The organism is Bartonella sp. A1379B, assembly GCF_002022485.1.
Taxonomy (GTDB): domain Bacteria; phylum Pseudomonadota; class Alphaproteobacteria; order Rhizobiales; family Rhizobiaceae; genus Bartonella; species Bartonella rochalimae.
Window position 1 is genome coordinate 85,168 of sequence record NZ_CP019780.1, and the last position, 19,586, is coordinate 104,753.

Genomic DNA, 19,586 nt, shown 5'->3' on the forward strand with positions numbered 1-19,586 from the left:
GTTATGAGAGAAGCTTTTAACAAGAAAAAAAATGGAATTTTGAAAAAAATTTGGCGGGATAATCGTCATTCATTAATGAAAACATGGTTTGTAAAAGTTTTTGTTGTATGGATTTTGACGAGCTATCTGCGCTTTGTTTATTGGACGAATCCGCGGTTAAAATGCTCAGATGATATGAGCAAAATATATAATGCTTATAATCCGTTTATTATAACCTTTTGGCATGGACGTCATATTATGGGGCCTTTTTTACGTTCTCAAGGTGAGGAAGTTATTGCTATGTTTTCTCGTTCTGCTGATGCAGAAATAAATGCACAATTGGCCCAAAAATTAGGACTTGAAATTGTTCGTGGTTCAGGGGGGCGCGGTAAAACCCAACACACTCATAAAGGAGGAGCAAAAGCATTGTTAACGCTTAAAAATGCTCTTAAATCTGGTAAAACAGCTGCTATGATTGCAGATATCTCGTGTGGAAAAGCACGTGAGTCGGGAAAAGGAATTATTTTATTAGCTAAATTATCTGGCCGTCCTATTATACCTTGTGTATATGCGTTTTCGCGAGAAAAAATTCTTGAAAAAACATGGGATAAAACTGCAATTCCACTTCCTTTTGGGCGTTCAATTGTTCTCGCAGGTGAAGCATTTTTTGTTCCTAAAGATGCAGATGATTCTTTGTTAGAAGAAAAACGTATACAATTAACAAGCATAATGAATCATTTGACAGATGAAGCTTACAGCTATCTCAAAACAAGGAAATAAGGGGTTTAAAATGATGGAGTTAAAGGCACGTGTGGCTCTTTCAATCTATCGGATAGTTGGCTTTTGTTTACACCCTGTGGTACCACTTTATTTGTTTTTTAGAGCGATGCGTGGGAAAGAAGAACGAGGACGACATAAGGAACGTTTAGGTAAAAGCAAAAAAGCACGTCCTCAAAGTCCGTTAATTTGGTTTCATGCGGCGAGTATTGGAGAAACAGTAGCTCTTTTACCACTCATTAATTACATTTTATCTTTAAAGATACAAGTATTATTGACAACATGTACTGTGACATCTTCTACTCTTGTTAAGAAATATTTTGGCAATCGATTAATTCATCAATATGCTCCATTAGATTTAGAATTAGCTGTGCGTCATTTTATTAGTCATTGGAAACCTGATTTGGCATTGATTTGTGAATCTGAGATTTGGCCTTTACGTATTAAAGAACTTGCTAAAATGCGCATTCCACAGATTTTGGTTAATGCCCGTATGTCGGAACAGTCTTTTAAAGCTTGGCACAAACGACTCTTTCTTGCTAAACATATTTTTAAACATATTGATGTGGCTATTGGCCAAAATGAAACAGATGTAACATATTATTATACACTTGGTGTAAAATCAGTTGCACTTTCTGGTAATCTTAAGGCTGAGGTGTGTCCGGTTGAGGATCAGGAATTACTTGCGCATTATTGTAAGGCTATCGGTAATCGTCCAGTTTGGGCAGCTGTTTCAACCCATGAAGGAGAAGAAAAAATTGCTTGTGAAGTTCATAAAATGCTCAAGAGTTATTTTCCAGATTTATTAACGATTATTGTTCCACGTCATCCTGAACGTTCAGAAGATATTATTAGAGTATGTGATCAAGAAGATTTGCGTTATGTTCTTAGAAATAGCAATATCGTTCCAGATATAGATACGGATATTTTATTAGGGGATACGATTGGAGAAATGGGTCTTTTTCTTCGTTTGTCGAAAGTTGCTTTCATTGGTAAATCATTGTGTGACTATGGTGGGCATAATCCATTAGAGCTTGCTTTGCTTGGAGTAGCTATTTTAACAGGGCCTCATATCGCAAATTTTCAAAATACATTTGAGCGATTTTTATCCTGTGATGCGGCTTATATAGTTGAAGATACAATGCAACTTGCTGTTCAAGTGAATAAATTTTTAACAAATGAAACCTTGCGAAAAGAAGTGACCGATAAGGCTTATGAAGTAGCAACAAGTATGGCTGGTGCACTTGAGTGTACATTAAAGGTTCTTGATCCATTTTTGCAACCACTTGTGATACAGATGGGTTTAAGGCAGTGTCAAAAATAGGCATGCATATTTGTTCTCCACGCTTTTGGTGGAAAAATAAAAGCTTTTTGCGTTTTTTATTAGCACCAATTGCTGGAGTTTATGGTTATTGTGCACGATTCTGTATGGAAAGAGAGCCTCTTGCTATTGATTTGCCAGTTTTGTGTGTTGGAAATTTTACATTAGGCGGGGCAGGTAAAACACCTGTTGTTATTGCTTTTGCCCAGGTGGCTAAGGAACTTGGCTTAATACCTGGTATTGTATCACGTGGTTATGGTGGAAGAGTCAAGAAAGTACATCTCGTTGATGTTAAATGTGATAATGCATGCGATGTTGGTGATGAGTCGCTTTTACTTGCACGTCACGCTTTTGTTGCTATATCACCTGATCGTTATGCAGCAGCACAACGGCTTAAAGAAAATGGATGTAATTTTATTTTAATGGATGATGGTTTTCAAAGCCGTCGCCTTTATATGGATTATGCATTGCTTGTTGTGGATGCAATGCGTGGTTTTGGTAATAAAGCTGTTTTTCCAGCGGGACCTTTACGTGCACCATTAAAAACGCAATTATCTTTCATGGACAGCGTTTTAGTCATTGGTTGTTTGGATGAGAGTGATGAGGTAGCTCTTTTTGTTTCACGCACTGGAAAACCTTTGCGTTATGGGCATTTTAAATCACATGTTAATGATGAAGTTGCTGGAAAATCTTTTTTAGCATTTGCAGGTATTGGCAATCCAGATAAATTTTTCAAATCCATTAAAGAAATGTCTGGTCATGTTGTGCAAGCTTATTCTTATCCTGATCATTATTTTTTTACAGCTACGGATCTAAAGAATTTGGCACGGAAGGCCAAAATTCATAATCTGTGGCTAGCTACGACTGCTAAGGACTATATACGCATACAGGCTAACAATTTACATAAAATCTTAGAAAATCTTATTGTCTTTGATGTTAAAGTTGATTTTGTTCAAAGAGATTTTTGTCGTATGCTTCTTGAGGAGACTATTGCTCGTTTTAAGAAACGAAATATCACCTTTAATTGATATATTTAAAAACATATGGATACTATTTTAGAGTTTCTTATAGGTTATTTTATGTTTTTTAGTAATTGACTAAGATATGGATTACACTCAAGTTCACGCTGATAGGATAATTCACAACTGGCATATGCTTCTTGACGCTGATGATTCCAGTATTTGAGATCATCGATAGGGATTTTTTGTCCACTAACTGCACAAATAGTATAAGTTCCATATTTAACAATTTTATAACTATTATTAAAATAATGGATTGTTGCTTCGCATTCATTATGAGAGAACATATTTTATGCGCCCTTTCTATGTATTTATGAAAAAATAATGCTGATAAAATATTATAGATATTTTATAAAGTTGAGTATAAATGAAGCAAGTAGTTTTTAGTCAAAATAGTTATGAAATTTTATTTTCTACCAAAAAGGCGTTCTATATCAGCGAGTTTAAGTTCAATATAAGTAGGACGTCCATGGTTACATGTGGCTGAATTAGGCGTTGCTTCTATTTGTCGTAAAAGTGCATTCATTTCTTCAGGATGCAAAAGACGTCCTGAACGTATTGAACTATGACAGGCCATAGTTGCTGCAACATAATCAAGCATTCCTTTTAAATTATCTATTGTGTCATATTCAGCTGCTTCATCGGCGAGATCTTTAATTAAAGCTTGGACATTAATTTCTCCTAACATCGAAGGTGTTTCGTGTACAGCGATTGCCCCAATTCCAAAGGATTCAATTCCTAATCCAAATTTTTTTAAAGCATCTTTGTGAGATAAAAGGCATGTGGCATCTTCTTCAGAGAGTTCTACAATTTCAGGAATAAGTAATAATTGTGAAGGAAGTGGCTTAGAATACAGAGCATTTTTAAGTGCTTCATAAACCAGTCTCTCATGAGCAGCATGCTGGTCTACAATGACAAGACTGTCTTGAGTTTGAGCGACAATATAGTTTTTATGGATTTGCGCTCTTGCAGCCCCTAAAGGATAATGTAATTCTTCTGATGTTAGTGCATTAATTGTAGCGCGTGTATCACCACTTGGTGTGCTAAGATGCTCCATAATAGGAACCGTATCTTCTTGGAAGTCAATAGAGCTGTTTATATCTAATGGTTTATGAAATATTGATGTAAGGTTTGGATCAATATGGCGTGGTCGTGCATCATAAGAAAAAGGTTGATGCATTTTTGCAGTTTCTAAAGGTTCTGTTCGAAACGCAGCCAACATGGCTTCAGAGCCTGTTGATGTAGGGCGAATGCCAGTTTGATGCAATGCTTCACGGATCGCTCCAATAATTAAACCACGAATGAGACTTGGGTCGCGAAACCGCACGTCCATTTTTGCAGGGTGTACATTAACGTCTACATCAGTGGGTGGTAAATGAATAAAAAGAATGGCTACAGCATGACGATCTCGAGCAATAACATCGGCATATGCTCCTCGGATTGCTCCCCACAGGAGTTTATCACGTACTGGACGCCCATTAACATAAGCAAATTGATGAAGGCTGTTACTGCGATTGAAAGATGGCAAACCGATAAAACCGGTTAGATGAACAGATTCACGTTTAGCATCGAGGATAAGGCTGTTTGGAGCAAATTCTTTTCCCATAATTTGTGTAATGCGTTGTAATTGCCCTTGGGTATTTTGTTCCATAGCAGGAAATTCCATGGGAGCTCGATCTATACCGGCAAGAGAAAAACGGATATGTGGAAAGGCGATTGCAATTCGTTTAATTGTATCCGTGATAGCAATTGTTTCAGAACGATCAGATTTCATAAATTTCAATCGTGCTGGTGTAACAAAAAAGAGATCACGTACTTCAACGATAGTTCCAGGATTAGCAGCAGAGGGTTTTGGTCCTTCAATTTTTCCCGCATTAACAATAATTTCAGCTGCGCTATCGGAATTTTTTGTTCGTGAGGTCAGTTTAAGTTTTGAAACAGAACCAATAGAGGGCAATGCTTCTCCACGAAAACCAAGAAAACAGATATTATGTACATCATCAGTAATTTTAGATGTACAATGCCGAGAAATTGCTAAAGTTAATTGATCTTCTGGGATACCACAACCATTGTCACTCACTCTTATCAGGCTTTTTCCACCATTTGCTATGACAATTTCGATACGACTTGCTCCTGCATCAATAGCATTTTCAATAAGCTCTTTAACAACATTAGCGGGTCGTTCAATAACTTCACCTGCTGCAATTTGATTAATAATAGTTTCGCTAAGATGACGTATAATCATATCTGAATTTTAACGAGTTTTTCTCTTATTGTATAGAATACTTTCAACTATAATAACACTATTTATCAACTTTTATGCAAAAAAGCTGAAAATGTATTCTAAAAGATGAGTGTATAGGTTGTGAGTAAAAAGTTATCTATGATGAATTCTAGAGTTTGTCCTACGGAAGAGCACTTTACCGAATGCTGTTTTATAGGTTAAAATCATTTATTACGCTTGTGAACCAAGTCGTTAAATTTGGAATAAACCATTGGTTATTTTTGAAAGGGTTTGCTCCAGTTAATAATACTGATAAAAAGGGAGAAAAAGATGGAAGGCACAACATATGATGCGCATGAATGGTATTCTTGCTGATAGTGATATACATGATTTAATTAACAATGGTATGGTTCATGCCATTGACTCTCTTGATGAGAGGCAAATACAACCTGCAAGTCTTGATTTACGTTTAGGAAATAAAGCATATCGTATACGCGCTTCTTTTATGCCAGGGCCTGATGCAACCGTTATTGATAAACTTGAACGATTAAAGTTGCATGAATTTGATTTACAAGATGGAGCGGTTTTAGAAACGGGTTGTGTTTATATCGTTCCTCTTTTAGAAAATTTAGCCTTATCAAAAGTTTTGTCTGCGGTTGCTAATCCTAAAAGTTCTACGGGGCGGTTGGATGTTTTTACGCGCGTGATTTCAGACTACGCTCAGGAATTTGATAAAATTTGTTCGGGTTATCATGGTCCACTTTATCTCGAAATTAGTCCACGAACATTTCCGATTTTGGTCCGTACGGGTTCACGCTTATCACAACTTCGATTTCGTAAAGGATATAGTTATTTAAAAGAAGTTGAATTATATGCGTTGCATAAAAGTGAAATGCTTGTATCTGATGATACTCCTAATATTAACGATGGTGGTATTGGAATTTCCATTAATTTAGAAGGCCATGAAAATGGACTTATTGGGTATCGGGGTAAACGTCATACTGGTGTTATCGATGTTGATAAAAGCGCTGTTGCTCCTATTTTAGATTTTTGGGAACCTATTTATGATGATGGAACAAGAGAAATAGTTCTTGATCCCCATGAATTTTATATTTTAGTTTCACGAGAGGCTATTCATATTCCTCCCTTTTATGCTGCTGAAATGAAACCATTCGATCCCTTAGTGGGAGAATTTAGGGTACATTATGCAGGTTTTTTTGATCCAGGATTTGGGAGTATGGCAATAAGTAGAAAAGGAGCGCGTGCAGTTTTAGAAGTAAGGAACCACGAGGTTCCGTTTATTTTAGAGCACGGGCAAATCATCGGCCGTTTGATTTATGAACATATGCTTAATCGGCCAGTGAAACTTTATGGAGATGGTATTGGATCACATTATCAAGAACAAGGGTTAAAATTATCTAAGCATTTTAAATGAGTTTAACAATATAAATTTTAACAAAATATATACAAGAGATTTGCCGTTGAAAAAATCTTTTTGTATTTTACTGGAGTAATGGTGTTACTATGATTATTTCTTCAACAGTTGATTATCGCGAAGCAGCAAAACGCCGCTTACCTTCTTTTCTATTTCACTACATTGATGGTGGTGCTTATGCTGAAGAAACAATGCGGCGTAATTGTACAGATCTTCAAGAACTTGCATTACGTCAACGGATTCTAAAGCAGGTTGGTGACGTTGATCTTTCAACGGAAATTTTGGGTCAAAAACTTGGTATGCCAATTGTACTTGCGCCTGTCGGGTTGACTGGTATGTATGCACGTCGTGGTGAAGTAAAAGCTGCACGTGCAGCTGTTGCGAAAGGTATTCCTTTCACTTTGTCCTCAGTCTCAGTTTGTCCTATTTCAGAAGTACATGCAGCAGTTGGAAAAGAATTTTGGTTTCAACTTTATGTTCTTAAGGATCGTGGGTTTATGCGGGATGTACTGGAAAGATCCTGGGCTTCTGGTGTTCGTACCTTGGTTTTTACAGTTGATATGCCAGTTCCTGGAGCACGTTATCGTGATGCTCATTCGGGGATGTCTGGGCCTTATGCTGGATTGCGACGTATTATACAGTTTATTTTTCACCCACATTGGGCTTGGAATGTTGGTGTTATGGGGCACCCACATGATCTTGGAAATGTTTCTACTTATCTTAAAAAGAAAACGACATTAAAAGATTATATTGGTTGGCTTGGTGCAAACTTTGACCCATCAATTAGTTGGGGTGATTTGCAATGGATTAGAGACTTTTGGAAAGGAAAAATGATTTTAAAAGGTATTCTTGATCCAGAGGATGCACGTGAAGCTGTACGATTTGGAGCTGATGGTATTGTTGTTTCCAATCACGGTGGGCGTCAGCTTGATGGGGTATTGTCAACAGCGCGGGCATTGCCGAAAATTGCGGATATTATAAAAGGCGATTTAACCATTTTAGTTGATTCTGGTATTCGTTCTGGCCTTGACGTAGTTCGTATGATAGCGCAAGGTGCGGATGCTGTTATGATTGGTCGTGCTTTTGTTTATGCGCTTGCCGCAGCGGGTGAGAAAGGTGTTACTCATCTCTTGGAGCTTTTTTCTCAAGAAATGCGTGTGGCTATGACATTAACTGGTGTACGTACAATTAAAGAAATTACACGTGAGAATTTAGTTCGTCCAGAGAATCTAAAAGGGTGATCAAGATAAGAAGAGTTTAGTGTTGTAGATCACCCAAAGTTATTTTTATTAAATACGATAAAGAGTATGATATATTGTTATGTGATGCCCTTGTACTCTTATCAGTAATTTTTGATAAATTTTATAATGTGCCTTCAACACATTATGTTATGGTATTTTTGCAAATAGATCGATAATTTTTTCTAAAAATTAAATCTATTTAATAAAAACAATAACTTCCACAAGATAAAAAAAGATATTAATAGGTTTGTATTAATATGAAAAATATTTTATCTTTTATAAAAAATCCTGCAACTGCTCTTAAATTGGAAAAAAATTATATAATTAGCGCTACGACAAAAATCTCAGATTATAAAGATAGTCGTGTTGTAATGGAGTATGTGAATAATTTATTTAGATTGTAGAAAATTAATTCTGGAATATTGAAATTCTCATTCAAAATTTTATCCATAATTTTAAAAATAAGAATTCATTAATTCTAAGAATTAGAAGTCAAATGGCTTAAATAAATCATCAATATATTTTCATATGGTTTGGAAATATTTTAATCATTTTTTTCCGATCCTTAAGAATAAAACCCTTGCAGTTGATGTGAATGGCTATTACTTTTTTGAGGGAGTAATGAGTGGAACGGATTTTTTGACTGTAAGTGCAATAAATGACGCAATCAGAACTTTAAAAAAGTCACCTACCATAAATCCTAATGACATTGTTAAAGCTGTCCATAAAGGAATTTTAGAAATATAAACGATCCAAGATATTCCAAAGAGATAGACAACTCCAATTCCACCTATACTATTTATTATAACCAATTTTATAAAATTTAGTCGTCGCCAAAACAATTTAACCATAAGACCAATAAAGAATGCTGCAAATGGATAACCAATCATGTAGCCACCACCAGGTCCCCAAAAAACACCAATGCCTCCACGTCCACCAGCCAACAGAGGTAAGCCGATAGCGACCAGAAAAAGAAATAGTGCTGATGCTGCAGCGCCTCTTTTTGCTCCAAGGATAGATCCAGCTAACATTGGCCCCATAGATTGAGCAGTAATAGGAAGGCCAAGAAAAAAAGGAAGAAAAATAGGAGGAAAAAAACCTAGAACTGCATAAAGGGCGGCAAATAAAGAAATATACGTTAAATCTTTGGTTGTCACTGAATTATTTCCTTAAATACAATCGGTTATCATTAGAATCATAAGAGCGCGCATCTAATGCTTCTGCTACTTCTGATGCCATTCTTATTATTCGAATAATTAAGGGTATTGCAAGAGCTATAATGTTTATATTAAGTCCACGCGCTTTCTGTGCTTCACATATCTCATTGAATTTTTCATTAATAACTGGAATAAATCTAATTGCCATAGATAAGGCAATACTTAATTTTGATGGATTAACACCGAAACATTGAAAGAATCGAAACCCTGCTTCAATTGAAGCTATCACGTCTGAAACTTTTGTTGTGAATGAAATAAGTGACGCTAGAGAAATAAGAATAATAAAGCGCAATATAATCGCAAAACCTGTAAACCAATTATCAAAAATAGCTTGAAAAATAAATATAAAGACTAAAAATAGCCATACCGATTTAAACTGTTTTATTATTTTGTTGAAGGGAATTTTAGCTATTTTATATAATAAAGATATAAATAATAAAAAAAATAAAAAAGTAGATACTGATGAAACCATAAAGATAATAGTTCCACACAGGATAAGAAGTGATAATTTAATCCCTGGTCTAAGTTGGTGGATGACTGTATCTTGAGAGATATATAAACTAATCATGACATTCTTTTCATATATTCTTTGATTGCAACCAAGGGTATATCATCAACTGCTATTGCTCCTTTATCAAAAACAAGTACTCTATCAAATTCTTTTAGGAATTCCAAATCGTGTGATACAACGATAGTTGTTTGCGGTAATTCTTTAATGGCTTGGGTAACGCGGCGTTTATTTTGTAAATCAAGTGATGTTGTTGGTTCATCAAAAACGATATAGCTTGGTTTCATTGCTACTACACTTGAGATAGCAATTAATTGTTTCTGTCCACCACTTAATAAATGAATGGCATGGTTTCTGAATGCTTGTAGGTTATAATACTGTAAAACTTCATCTACTCGTTTTTTAATTTCATCCTTACTTAATTTTAAGTTTTTAAGCCCAAAAGATAAGTCTTCTTCTACCAATGGTAATACAATTTGATTATCGGGATTTTGAAAAACAAATCCTACTTTCAGTCTTATTGCTTTTGCATCATGTTTTGTATCCAATCCATCAACATTAACAGACCCCCTTGATGGAAGTTGTAAACCATTAATAAGGCGAACAAATGTACTTTTTCCAGAACCGTTTGCACCAATAATTGCAATTCGTTTTTCCGTGAGATTTACGGTAATATTTTTCAAAACACATAAATCATCAAAAATTTGCGTTACCTTATCAAATTTTATCGCCAATGTTTATTCCAATCAATTCCTTTATATGATTTCAGAACTATCGTTTGAGTTTATATCCTAATAATAAAAGTGAACACCATATAGGAATGATAATAACTGCTAAACTCATATCAGGCATTTGTGTAGGAATATAGGATTCAATAAAGCTTATTTTTATTCCTATCATTTCAAAGAGTTGGGTAATTAACCCATTTTTTCCTAAACCACTTATAAACATAACACAAAACAATAGTGCAAGAAAAAAAAGACAAAGATAATTTGCATAAGGATAGAAACCAAACGCATAAACGAAGGATTTTTCTTGACCTTTATGTGCTTTTCGAAACTTGAAATGCACAATAACAATAATAGCCCAAGTAATAGCTGCTGTTACCGTTGTAATAGCCATGATCCGCATAAAACTATTATTCGGCATAAGAACATTAATGACAATAATTGTTGCAGTACAAATTGATGAAAAAAGAATAGCAACATAAGGAACACAAGTAGCATTAAGTTTACTAAAAATATGCGGTGCATTTTTTTGCATCGCTAAGCTATAAAGTATACGACCATTTGAGTAAATACCGCTATTATAGACTGAAATAGCAGCCATAATCACCACGAAATTCAAAATATGACCAGCCGCAGGGATACCTATAGTTTCAAAAATAGTTACAAAAGGACTCCCGTTTTTTTTAATCATATTCCATGGGCTTATCATCATAATTACACTTATAGAACCGATATAAAAAATGATAACACGCCACATAACTTTACGAATGGCTGATGGAATTGTTTTTTGTGGATCTGATGTTTCTCCTGCGGCAATACTAATAAGCTCTGTGCCACCAAAAGAGAACATGAGTACAGCAGTAGCAAATATAACTCCTGTTGCGCCATAAGGAAAAAAACCACCATGATTCCAAAGATAGCTGATACTGGCCTGGCTTCCACTTATCCCCGTTATAATGATAAAAGTTCCAAATACGATCATACCAATAACAGCAATAACTTTAATTAAAGCTAGAGCAAATTCAAATTCTCCGTAAAAACGTACATCTATAAGGTTAATCGATGTGACAAACAAAAGAACCAACAAAGATGATTTCCAATGATCAATCAAAATCCAGTGGTCAAGATAAAACCCAATAACTGTTAGTTCAGTCATACCAACAAGAATATAAAGAAACCAATAATTCCAACCTGTTATAAAACCAGCAAGGCATCCCCAATACTTATAAGCAAAAAAGCTAAAAGCACCTGAAGTTGGTTCTTCTGCTGACATTTCACCAAGTATTCGCATAATAAGATAGATAATGAACCCTCCAACAAGATATGCTAAAATGGTTGAAGGGCCAGCTAATTGAATAGCTTCTGTTGATCCATAGAAAAGACCTGTTCCAATAACACCTCCTAAGGCAATCATTTGAACATGACGATTTTTAAGTCTCCGTTTTAATTCATCGTGTTTTAGCTCAACATTTTTCATTATTCTGATGTATTCAACCTAAATTTTATATAAAAACAAAATACAGTTTCTACATATTTTTGTTCTAGATAAAAAATTACAATAAAAATGAATTCATGTTTATTGTCATGATAATGCAACTTTCTATTTTTTATAGCTTATATCAAATATTCTATTAAAATAATAGGAATAAGATATGTTTTACTCTTTAGTTAAATTAATGACGCTTATTTTGTTACATTGACATATATGATAATTCGTTATTGATGGCGTATGTTCTATTAGCACATTAAGCTGGATTATTAAATCCATTTAGTGAAATATTGGCAGTTTCTTTTTTCAGACAGGTATTAATAGTCTCAATCAATTTATATGTAGTATTGTATCATTTCTTCTATCTTCAATGCTATTCTCAATAATTTCCCAGCGTGATTTATATTTGGCATTTTGACAATAACATTCTTATATTTTAAGTTACTAACTATAAAAATCGTTTCATAGAATTGCCTGTCAATAAGGAAAATATATTCAATATTAAAGAATTTTTTTTAAGATTTATTATATTTACTCATAAAATAATTTCTCAAGCATTCACATTTTTAAAAGATAACGGAAATTGGCTGTTTTAGTAAGTCCAAATTAAAGATATTTTTTACACTACATTAAAGAAAAATTATAATAAATATAACAACAAGAATAATAATTTGATTCAGTCACTAAACAGACTTTTTAATAAAACACAAAAAATACTTTTATAATTTTGCGAGGGATGAGTATACTAATTTTACTATACTTTTACCAGTGAGGAGGGCGTTCAACAGGAATTTCGGAAGAATTTCGCTCTTCTAAATCGAGTAATCGTTTTGTTAAAGCATTTAATTTTTTAGATATTTCATCTAAACTTTTCCATTGATCAGTCACCACACAAGAAAGTTCTTCAACAAGCTTTTCTTGATGAGCTAGTTTAATCTCTAATTCTGTCATTCTATTGTCATGTGACATCGTCTTCTGACTCCATTTAACTTGATATCTCTAGGTCCAGAAATGAGGAACACTTTTCTATCCAATAATTATCATACTAGTATGGTTTGGATTGTATAAAAACACAAACACTCTTATTTTTTCCATCCAAAAAATAACTTGTCAAATAATTTTTTCATTCTTCGCAAAATTATAAACACTCTTCTAAACAGAACATTTAGCATCATTTCATTACACAAAAATTTTACTTTCAGTCCTACTTTTGAAATTAGATATGATCATAAATTGAAGAAATATTTAATTCATTTTTAAACAACAGAAACTCAAGAAATGTAGCCTTAATCCTTTTGCTTATAAGGATTTATTGTTTTATTTTAGTAACTGTTGCATTTATGAATTATTGAAAAAATTACCTGCTTGCTTTTATATATACTTTTAGTTATTACCCTCGAATTAGCCTTTAGTTTTAAATAATGTACAAGTTTATGCCGTATTAGCTCAGTTGGTAGAGCACATCATTCGTAATGATGGGGTCGCTGGTTCGAATCCGGCATGCGGCACCATAACTTCTTTAAAAATTAAAATACAATATTTTTCCTTTAATTCGCTATTTTAGGGCTATTTTTTGCAATTTATACAATTTTACATAATTTATGCTTATTTGCTCTGTATTGTTCTTTAATTGATTATCTTGCTATATCTAATGTAGAGTATAGTCTTTAAAAAGACATCTATGTGAGGAATTTCCTTAATTTTAGTAAAATTCGTGAAATCTTTACCTTATTGAAAATTGTATTCTTAGAGTGCAATAAATAATTCAAACTATAAAACGTTTTATAGCTAAAAATGTGTGCAGTTCACCTCTATTTATGATTTGAATAGTTTTCTGATTAATTATTTTTCTGAAAGTATTCATGATACAGTTCATTTCTTAGTCAAAAGCTGTTGAGGCTGTTTATAGAGAATTGCATAAGATATGAAATAAATTTTAACTAAAGCTACTTATTAATTATATGGAATGTGCTTTTGTAGTCTCTTAAAGTACACTATCGATTCATATAATATAGCAAAATAGAAAGCAATTAAGATAATATTGATTGATCTGTTACGATATGTGAATAGAGGCTGCTTTTAAACTTATTAGTGAAAACCACTCTGCATTGATTTTGCAAAGGCTATTTCTGTTACTTTGGTTATGGTGGAGTATTTGAGATCGAGAAAAAAAGAGATCTTAGCATTTATTCTAGAAGAAAATACAGAGCAAATAATAACAAATTAGGTAACATTGTATAAATCATAAGAGGTAATCTAAAAACAGACAATTAAAGAAAAATTTATATATTTCAATATACTAAAAATAAAAAATGTTATCTAAATGCGGCAGGCGGGGGTATAGCAACGGAATTCAAGTTATGTAAATATGTGTAAAAGCGTATAGATGTGTATATTTTTTAGTATTGGCGGTGAATTTTTGCGGCCTTGCAGGTTATAGAGGCTTATTTAAAAGAATTTGTTATTACTTTTTGAGCTGACGGATTTTTTACAGCTCTAGTATTAAAAGATCAATTTAAAATGATGAGCAATTACAAAGAAAGCAAATGTTAAACAAATAACAAATTGATTTATTATTAGAGAATATTCTTTTTACCAATAATTATTATAGCGTATCCCTCTCTTATTCTTCAATAGAAAAATATTATAAACAATTGAAAATAATAGTTTATTTATCTTTTTATTCTTTTCTTTTTGTTGTGTTTTTCATCGCTCTTCAAAAAATATCTTCTATAAAATGCTATATCAAACTTTTTTATTCGATTTATTATTAATTATCGAACTTTTTTGTGCGATCTTTATTTTATAAAGATGAAGGAGGATGAGTTGGAACGAGAAGTGCTGCTGAGATAATTACGTAAAGAGGACAGAAAAGAAGTGTTCATTACAGTGAAGTTCCTGATACAGGTAAAGATCACATTATTTGGTAACTTTTGGAGACAAAATAACTGTTATAAAATCTGGTGAATTAACTCCGCTTTACGTGAAAATAATAAAAAAGAATTGGAGGTACGAGTCACTCTCTTAAGTGCTTTTATCTTTTGTTTCAAAGGTATTTCGATTACGGTGAGGAGATTTAAATATGGAATATGCTTATCAAGTAAAATTTGAAACTGATCCTGATGATAATTTTTTTGTGACTTTTCCAGATGTACCGGAAGCAATTACAGCTGGAGAAAATAGAGTTGAAGTACTAGAAAATGCTAACGAAGCTTTAGGATTAGCACTGCGTAGTTATCTTATGCGTGACCTACCTTTACCCAGACATCAGCAGTATAAAGACCTTGTAGAGGTAATGCTGGATGCATGGAATGCTCTGAAGTTCGCAGTGGCAGAATCTTTTAATGAAGCGAATATCAAAAAAACAGAATTGGCTCATCGTCTTGGCAAGAAAGAAACAGAAGCAAGACGCATTCTTGATCTAAACTATCCAACTAAACTTCAGACACTAGAGCAAACACTAACTGTTCTTGGAAAGAAAGTTGTTATTAAAACAAAGATGCTGCTTGATTTCTTTTCGACTTAAAGGCGGGTAAAATGATCTTACTTCCTTTAAACTTAGCAGCTTTTAAATAGATTCTTCTAAAATTCATATTGCTTCTACAATTAAAATTTTATAGCCCGCGCTTTTTAGTTGAATGATTCTAAAAAACACAAAATATTTTAGATATAAACCATCTACTTTGATAATCACCGAGATAACTTGAATAGCGTCTTCCACCCATAAGACTACGAACGTTGTAATTGTATTAGCTTTATGAATACCATTAAATTCCTTTCTTATAAATATGAAATAGATACAGACTCAAAATTAGTTAATACAAATTGTATTGATAAATTTTTACAGGAAGGAACTTACACTCTTACCGTTAAGAATCAATGTGCTACCTTAACAATTGAGAAATTTTCTGTAGAATCAATTACCTACTATTGGGTTTATGTTTTAACAGGAGAAGAAAGTCCTTATAATCCTGAAGTTATTGATTCCGAAAATGGTTTTCAAAGCGTTCCTAATCCGCATTCTAAAAAACAAATTGAACAAAATCAACAATATTTTGGAGTTTTGATTCCTACAAAATTCCTTCTTTTTTCTTCAAGTAAAAAGTTAAACCAATGCTTACAGTCATACTACAAAGAAAATTTCAAGGAAGAAATTAATATTTTACCTGAGCTTATTGATAAGGAAGATTTCGAAAAAAAATTGCATTCAATTAAAGAAATAAAACTAAAATATAAAAAACAAAAACAATTAGAACTTTTTGGAAAACAATCAGAAAAGTATTTAGTGGAGTTGGCTAAAAATTCTCTTGATGGGCTTCCCACTGATGATGTTACTGAAATAGAACTTATTTTAGATATCAAATTTAAAGAAGAAAATAATTTAAGGGAGTATTTGTGGAATTTTTTAAGAAAAGATAAAAAAAACCATATTACACAAATTAAATTTTGTGGGAAATACATATGATAAGTTTGATGTAATATTTAATACTGAAAGTTTTCAGCATAAAATCTCTATTAAAGCATTTAAAGATGATAATGGCAGATATAATAAAGATTTTGTAAAAGAAGAATTAATATTTGAAATCGGAAATTTCATTGTTGCTTGATAATCGAAGACTGTAGCGTAAGGATAGATATATTTATTAAACTGCGTGTATACAACATAAGAAAAAGTACACGGCATAAAAAATAATACCAAAGTACAATATTTAAATACCAAAGAGCAATATCTGAGTACCAAAGTACGGTATCTAATGAAAAAGGAAACTTGTGCTCCACATACCTAGAAATGACAGGCAAAGAAACAGTGTTTTTATAACTATTTGGGAAAATTAAAGCGATAAGCGCTAAAATTATTATATTTAAGAGTCTGTGCATATACTGTTGTAAATCGCATGTTAGTTTCACCCAACTCGTTGTACCATCATCTTTATATTTTGGGTTATTCTGCAACTCAGAAGGAATATTAGAATTGCATAAAATTGCAAAAATAGTTGTTACTATTATTAAACCAACAGACGCAAATGTTAAAACACCCTGAATAAATTCAAGGTTTTTTGTTATTCCTGAAAAACATAAAAATATAAAAGTTATAATACCAAACAAGGCTCTTAGTTACTTATCTGTAAACATACTTATTTCCTGTGAAAAATAATGATTTCAATTTCTTAAATTATTTTCTGATAGAAGCTATAAACTAACTTTAGTTTTTTCGCGTTTGCTTTTCTTTTAATAGCAATGTCTTTTATTAAAGCCAGTTTCTTTTAGTTAACCTCATCTATGATTTATCTATAGTTGATGATCGCTTTAAGCACTAAAATCCCCTAACCTTTCATAAAGATTAGAGAAACACTCTGTTATTTCAAAAGTACACGAAAGAACTTCATGACTAATGCAATATTTTTTACATTGATATTGGCTGTTTATGCTTTTTTAACAAATACTTTGAAATTTACACATCCTAAAATTCTTAATTTGTATTATAAGGATTCATTTAGTTTATAAATCTGATACTATATACAATTTCAGGAAAATATTATATCTTAAAAAAACTTTTTAGTCACTCTTAAAAACGCATATAAAATCATAAAACAATCAGCAGTTCTCACTAATTTGCTGAAACTTCCCTTCCAAATCTACTTAAAGATATTTGCAAACTTTTTGTGAAAAATTGCAAACGCGTGTGAGCGTTCAAAAATCTTCTCTAATTGGTGCTTTTTTGTCGTATATATGAACAAGAAGTATTATATAAACATCACGTTATTCCAATGTTATGCTATCTGTCCTACTTATCCAGTCATCCAAATGGAATCTTATCCATGGCATTGCATTAGATATGTATTTCCTCTTTTTTCCTTAAATATAAAATTGCCAAAGCATCTACTTCATTATCATCTTGAAGCGTATGCCTTTGGCATATACTGTTTTCATCATCTCTTCTTTCGAGGCATTTCTTTTCCCTATTGTCTCTTTCTTACATAAGGGATATGATAATACTTACACTGCGTTGTTAAGGTTGCTAATAAGTTATCACAAACCCGTGCTGCATTTGTCCTTACACGTTGGCGTACTTCTTCAAAATACACCGCATCAATTTTTCCTGCCGTCAGCTTAATTTCATAATGCTCAATAATCCGTTTGCTATTGATGATATTGCTGACCCAAAGCAAATCCGGGTTCTTTTTTATGCTAGCCGTAGAATGGTTTATGCGACCTTAAATAAGATCATTGCTTTGATCAGGATGCAGCATGTTTTTTAAGCGCTTTAATGGAGCACCAAAAAGCAACCGATGAATGCTTGGAAGCCCTGAAAAAATGATCGATGAACTGCGCTTGCAGGGTTTTCCTTCCACATTCCTCAAAAATGAACTTAAGGAATTGAATACCATACTTCCTCTCCGTCATCTTTACGAAAGAAGAGCCGAAACGATTCTTTTAACTGATTTGCGTCAATATGAGCGAGCGGTAGAGAAAGCGGTTTATGTTGACTTAAGTGATGAGCAGTTTGGAGCTCTTGTTTCTTTTTGCTATAATATAGGGATTACAGCTTTCCAAAATTCTACCTTATTGAAAAAGCTTAATAAAGGCGATTACGAATCTGTCCCCATTGAATTGCAGAAATGGACAAAAGCGGGAGGCAAGCGTTTAAAGGGTTTAGTGCACCGTCGTGCAGCAGAAGCAGGATTATGGGCGAAGAGCGCTTATGTTTCGTCTAATTATCAGCTTGTTGAAAAACAAGAATCACCCAAGCTTTTAAAAGCAGAAATTCTTGCTCCTCTCATAGCTTCTTTTTCGGGAATTGCAGAATTGTTAGAAGGAAGTGGACCTGTGCAATGGGTTTTAGCAACGATTATAGTTCTTGCGTCCTGTGTGGGGTTAATCTTGATTGCTAAGCGCTTACGGGAGGAACGTTTGTGATCGTGTGGGGAAGAAAATATTGTGTGGTGATGACGGCGGCTATAGCCGCTTTTTTATAGCCTTAGTAAGAGCTTTTCGTTTAGGCAAGAAGACTGAACAGCAAAAACAAACAGAAACCCTTATCAAGAGAGCAATAACCCGGCTGGAAATAGAAAATGAAGTTAATAAGCAAAGTGATGGCGATGTGCGTTCTGATCTTTCTCAGTGGGTGCGGAAGTAGAAGCTTTTCTTGTATCGTGGTCTCCCCTGTATTTAGATCAGAAAGATCTCACTGTCATCAGTATCAACTTGGCCAAACAAATCTTGAAGCATAACAAATATGGTGAACAGCTGTGTGGATGGAAACAGGTCCAAAAAGTTAAAACACAAAGATAAAGAGATCAAAAAACAGGATTAATTTGTCACAGATTTTAGAGAAGAATCTAAAATCCTATTCCCTCACCTTTATTTTTGTATCCCTCACCTTAAAAAAGATAAATAAAATCAATAAGTTATGTGTTGCTAAAAAGCAGATGGTGCCCAGACGCGGATTCGAACCACGGACACGCGGATTTTCAGTCCGCTGCTCTACCAACTGAGCTATCTGGGCATATCTCAACAAATTCATAGAGTTCGTGAGGTTATAACATCAAAATTTTTTCTGTCTAGTCGCCAAAATAAAAATAATCTATTTTTTTAAATTTATTCTTTGGTATCTATTTCAGAATGTGAAGCTACACTATATTCTATT

18 protein-coding genes and 2 tRNA genes are annotated in these 19,586 nt (G+C 33.3%); 10 read left to right on the top strand and 10 right to left on the bottom strand.

Translation table 11 applies throughout. From position 1 onward, the window contains the following. Positions 1-3: 3 nt before the first annotated feature. From BA1379B_RS00390 to lpxK, 3 genes are read left to right on the top strand one after another with little or no spacing between them, the layout of a single operon-like run. Positions 4-759: a lysophospholipid acyltransferase family protein gene (locus BA1379B_RS00390; RefSeq protein ID WP_035005663.1), complete on the top strand. Its 756-nt coding sequence runs from the start codon at positions 4-6 to the stop codon at positions 757-759. Between the two features lie 10 nt (positions 760-769). Next, on the top strand, positions 770-2,080 hold the full coding sequence (gene waaA, locus BA1379B_RS00395; protein ID WP_035006648.1) for a lipid IV(A) 3-deoxy-D-manno-octulosonic acid transferase: 1,311 nt from the start codon (positions 770-772) through the stop codon (positions 2,078-2,080). Between the two features lie 2 nt (positions 2,081-2,082). Further along, positions 2,083-3,105: a tetraacyldisaccharide 4'-kinase gene (gene lpxK / locus BA1379B_RS00400; protein WP_078673533.1), complete on the top strand. Its 1,023-nt coding sequence runs from the start codon at positions 2,083-2,085 to the stop codon at positions 3,103-3,105. A 44-nt stretch (positions 3,106-3,149) separates the two neighbouring features. On the opposite strand, the gene BA1379B_RS00405 is transcribed toward lpxK, so the two are convergent. Together BA1379B_RS00405 and mutL are read right to left on the bottom strand one after the other, a co-directional pair. Then, a complete protein-coding gene (locus BA1379B_RS00405; RefSeq protein WP_035005667.1) occupies positions 3,150-3,383 on the bottom strand; it encodes a DUF2093 domain-containing protein in 234 nt (77 codons plus the stop codon). A 119-nt stretch (positions 3,384-3,502) separates the two neighbouring features. Continuing rightward, the gene (gene mutL / locus BA1379B_RS00410) at positions 3,503-5,341 is read right to left on the bottom strand and encodes a DNA mismatch repair endonuclease MutL (RefSeq protein WP_078673534.1); all 1,839 of its coding nucleotides are present in this window, start codon (positions 5,339-5,341) and stop codon (positions 3,503-3,505) included. A gap of 325 nt (positions 5,342-5,666) precedes the next feature. Between mutL and BA1379B_RS00415 the strand changes: the two genes are divergently transcribed. Further along, positions 5,667-6,755, top strand: a complete 1,089-nt coding sequence (locus tag BA1379B_RS00415) for a 2'-deoxycytidine 5'-triphosphate deaminase (protein ID WP_078673535.1) — start codon at positions 5,667-5,669, stop codon at positions 6,753-6,755. A gap of 89 nt (positions 6,756-6,844) precedes the next feature. Continuing rightward, positions 6,845-7,996: an FMN-dependent L-lactate dehydrogenase LldD gene (lldD, locus tag BA1379B_RS00420; protein ID WP_078673536.1), complete on the top strand. Its 1,152-nt coding sequence runs from the start codon at positions 6,845-6,847 to the stop codon at positions 7,994-7,996. A gap of 602 nt (positions 7,997-8,598) precedes the next feature. Here lldD and BA1379B_RS00425 read toward each other — a convergent pair. From BA1379B_RS00425 to BA1379B_RS00445, 5 genes are all read right to left on the bottom strand, one after another. Then, positions 8,599-9,153, bottom strand: a complete 555-nt coding sequence (locus tag BA1379B_RS00425; protein WP_078673537.1) for a biotin transporter BioY — start codon at positions 9,151-9,153, stop codon at positions 8,599-8,601. A 4-nt stretch (positions 9,154-9,157) separates the two neighbouring features. Continuing rightward, positions 9,158-9,781, bottom strand: a complete 624-nt coding sequence (locus BA1379B_RS00430; RefSeq protein ID WP_035005675.1) for an energy-coupling factor transporter transmembrane component T family protein — start codon at positions 9,779-9,781, stop codon at positions 9,158-9,160. Continuing rightward, complete coding sequence (locus tag BA1379B_RS00435; RefSeq protein WP_035005677.1) at positions 9,778-10,455, bottom strand: energy-coupling factor ABC transporter ATP-binding protein; 678 nt, start codon at positions 10,453-10,455, stop codon at positions 9,778-9,780. Before BA1379B_RS00435 ends, BA1379B_RS00430 begins: the two co-directional genes overlap by 4 nt. A 37-nt stretch (positions 10,456-10,492) precedes the next feature. Beyond that, positions 10,493-11,926, bottom strand: coding sequence for an amino acid permease (locus BA1379B_RS00440; RefSeq protein WP_035005679.1), 1,434 nt, complete (start codon positions 11,924-11,926; stop codon positions 10,493-10,495). A gap of 774 nt (positions 11,927-12,700) precedes the next feature. Beyond that, positions 12,701-12,907, bottom strand: a complete 207-nt coding sequence (locus BA1379B_RS00445) for a SlyX family protein (protein ID WP_035005680.1) — start codon at positions 12,905-12,907, stop codon at positions 12,701-12,703. Positions 12,908-13,373: 466 nt separating this feature from the next. Between BA1379B_RS00445 and BA1379B_RS00450 the strand changes: the two genes are divergently transcribed. From BA1379B_RS00450 to BA1379B_RS00465, 3 genes are all read left to right on the top strand, one after another. Further along, positions 13,374-13,449: transfer RNA gene (locus BA1379B_RS00450), tRNA-Thr, on the top strand. Positions 13,450-15,020: 1,571 nt separating this feature from the next. Then, entirely contained in the window at positions 15,021-15,464 is a 444-nt protein-coding gene (locus BA1379B_RS00460) for a type II toxin-antitoxin system HicB family antitoxin (RefSeq protein ID WP_078673538.1), read from the top strand. Positions 15,465-15,695: 231 nt separating this feature from the next. Then, complete coding sequence (locus tag BA1379B_RS00465) at positions 15,696-16,403, top strand: hypothetical protein (protein WP_235692181.1); 708 nt, start codon at positions 15,696-15,698, stop codon at positions 16,401-16,403. A 128-nt stretch (positions 16,404-16,531) separates the two neighbouring features. On the opposite strand, the gene BA1379B_RS00470 is transcribed toward BA1379B_RS00465, so the two are convergent. Together BA1379B_RS00470 and BA1379B_RS07100 are read right to left on the bottom strand one after the other, a co-directional pair. Further along, entirely contained in the window at positions 16,532-17,044 is a 513-nt protein-coding gene (locus BA1379B_RS00470; protein ID WP_236829045.1) for a hypothetical protein, read from the bottom strand. Between the two features lie 854 nt (positions 17,045-17,898). Continuing rightward, positions 17,899-18,108 carry a hypothetical protein gene (locus tag BA1379B_RS07100; protein WP_335617746.1) on the bottom strand — a complete coding sequence of 70 codons (210 nt, stop codon included), beginning with the start codon at positions 18,106-18,108 and terminating at the stop codon, positions 17,899-17,901. Positions 18,109-18,232: 124 nt separating this feature from the next. Here BA1379B_RS07100 and BA1379B_RS00485 point away from each other — a divergent pair, with 124 nt between their 5' ends. Together BA1379B_RS00485 and BA1379B_RS00490 are read left to right on the top strand one after the other, a co-directional pair. Next, positions 18,233-18,856, top strand: a complete 624-nt coding sequence (locus tag BA1379B_RS00485; protein ID WP_078673539.1) for a lysozyme — start codon at positions 18,233-18,235, stop codon at positions 18,854-18,856. 4 nt (positions 18,857-18,860) lie between these two features. After that, on the top strand, positions 18,861-19,076 hold the full coding sequence (locus BA1379B_RS00490; protein ID WP_051668833.1) for a hypothetical protein: 216 nt from the start codon (positions 18,861-18,863) through the stop codon (positions 19,074-19,076). A gap of 293 nt (positions 19,077-19,369) precedes the next feature. On the opposite strand, the gene BA1379B_RS00500 is transcribed toward BA1379B_RS00490, so the two are convergent. Then, positions 19,370-19,445, bottom strand: a tRNA-Phe gene (locus tag BA1379B_RS00500). Positions 19,446-19,586 lie beyond the last annotated feature (141 nt).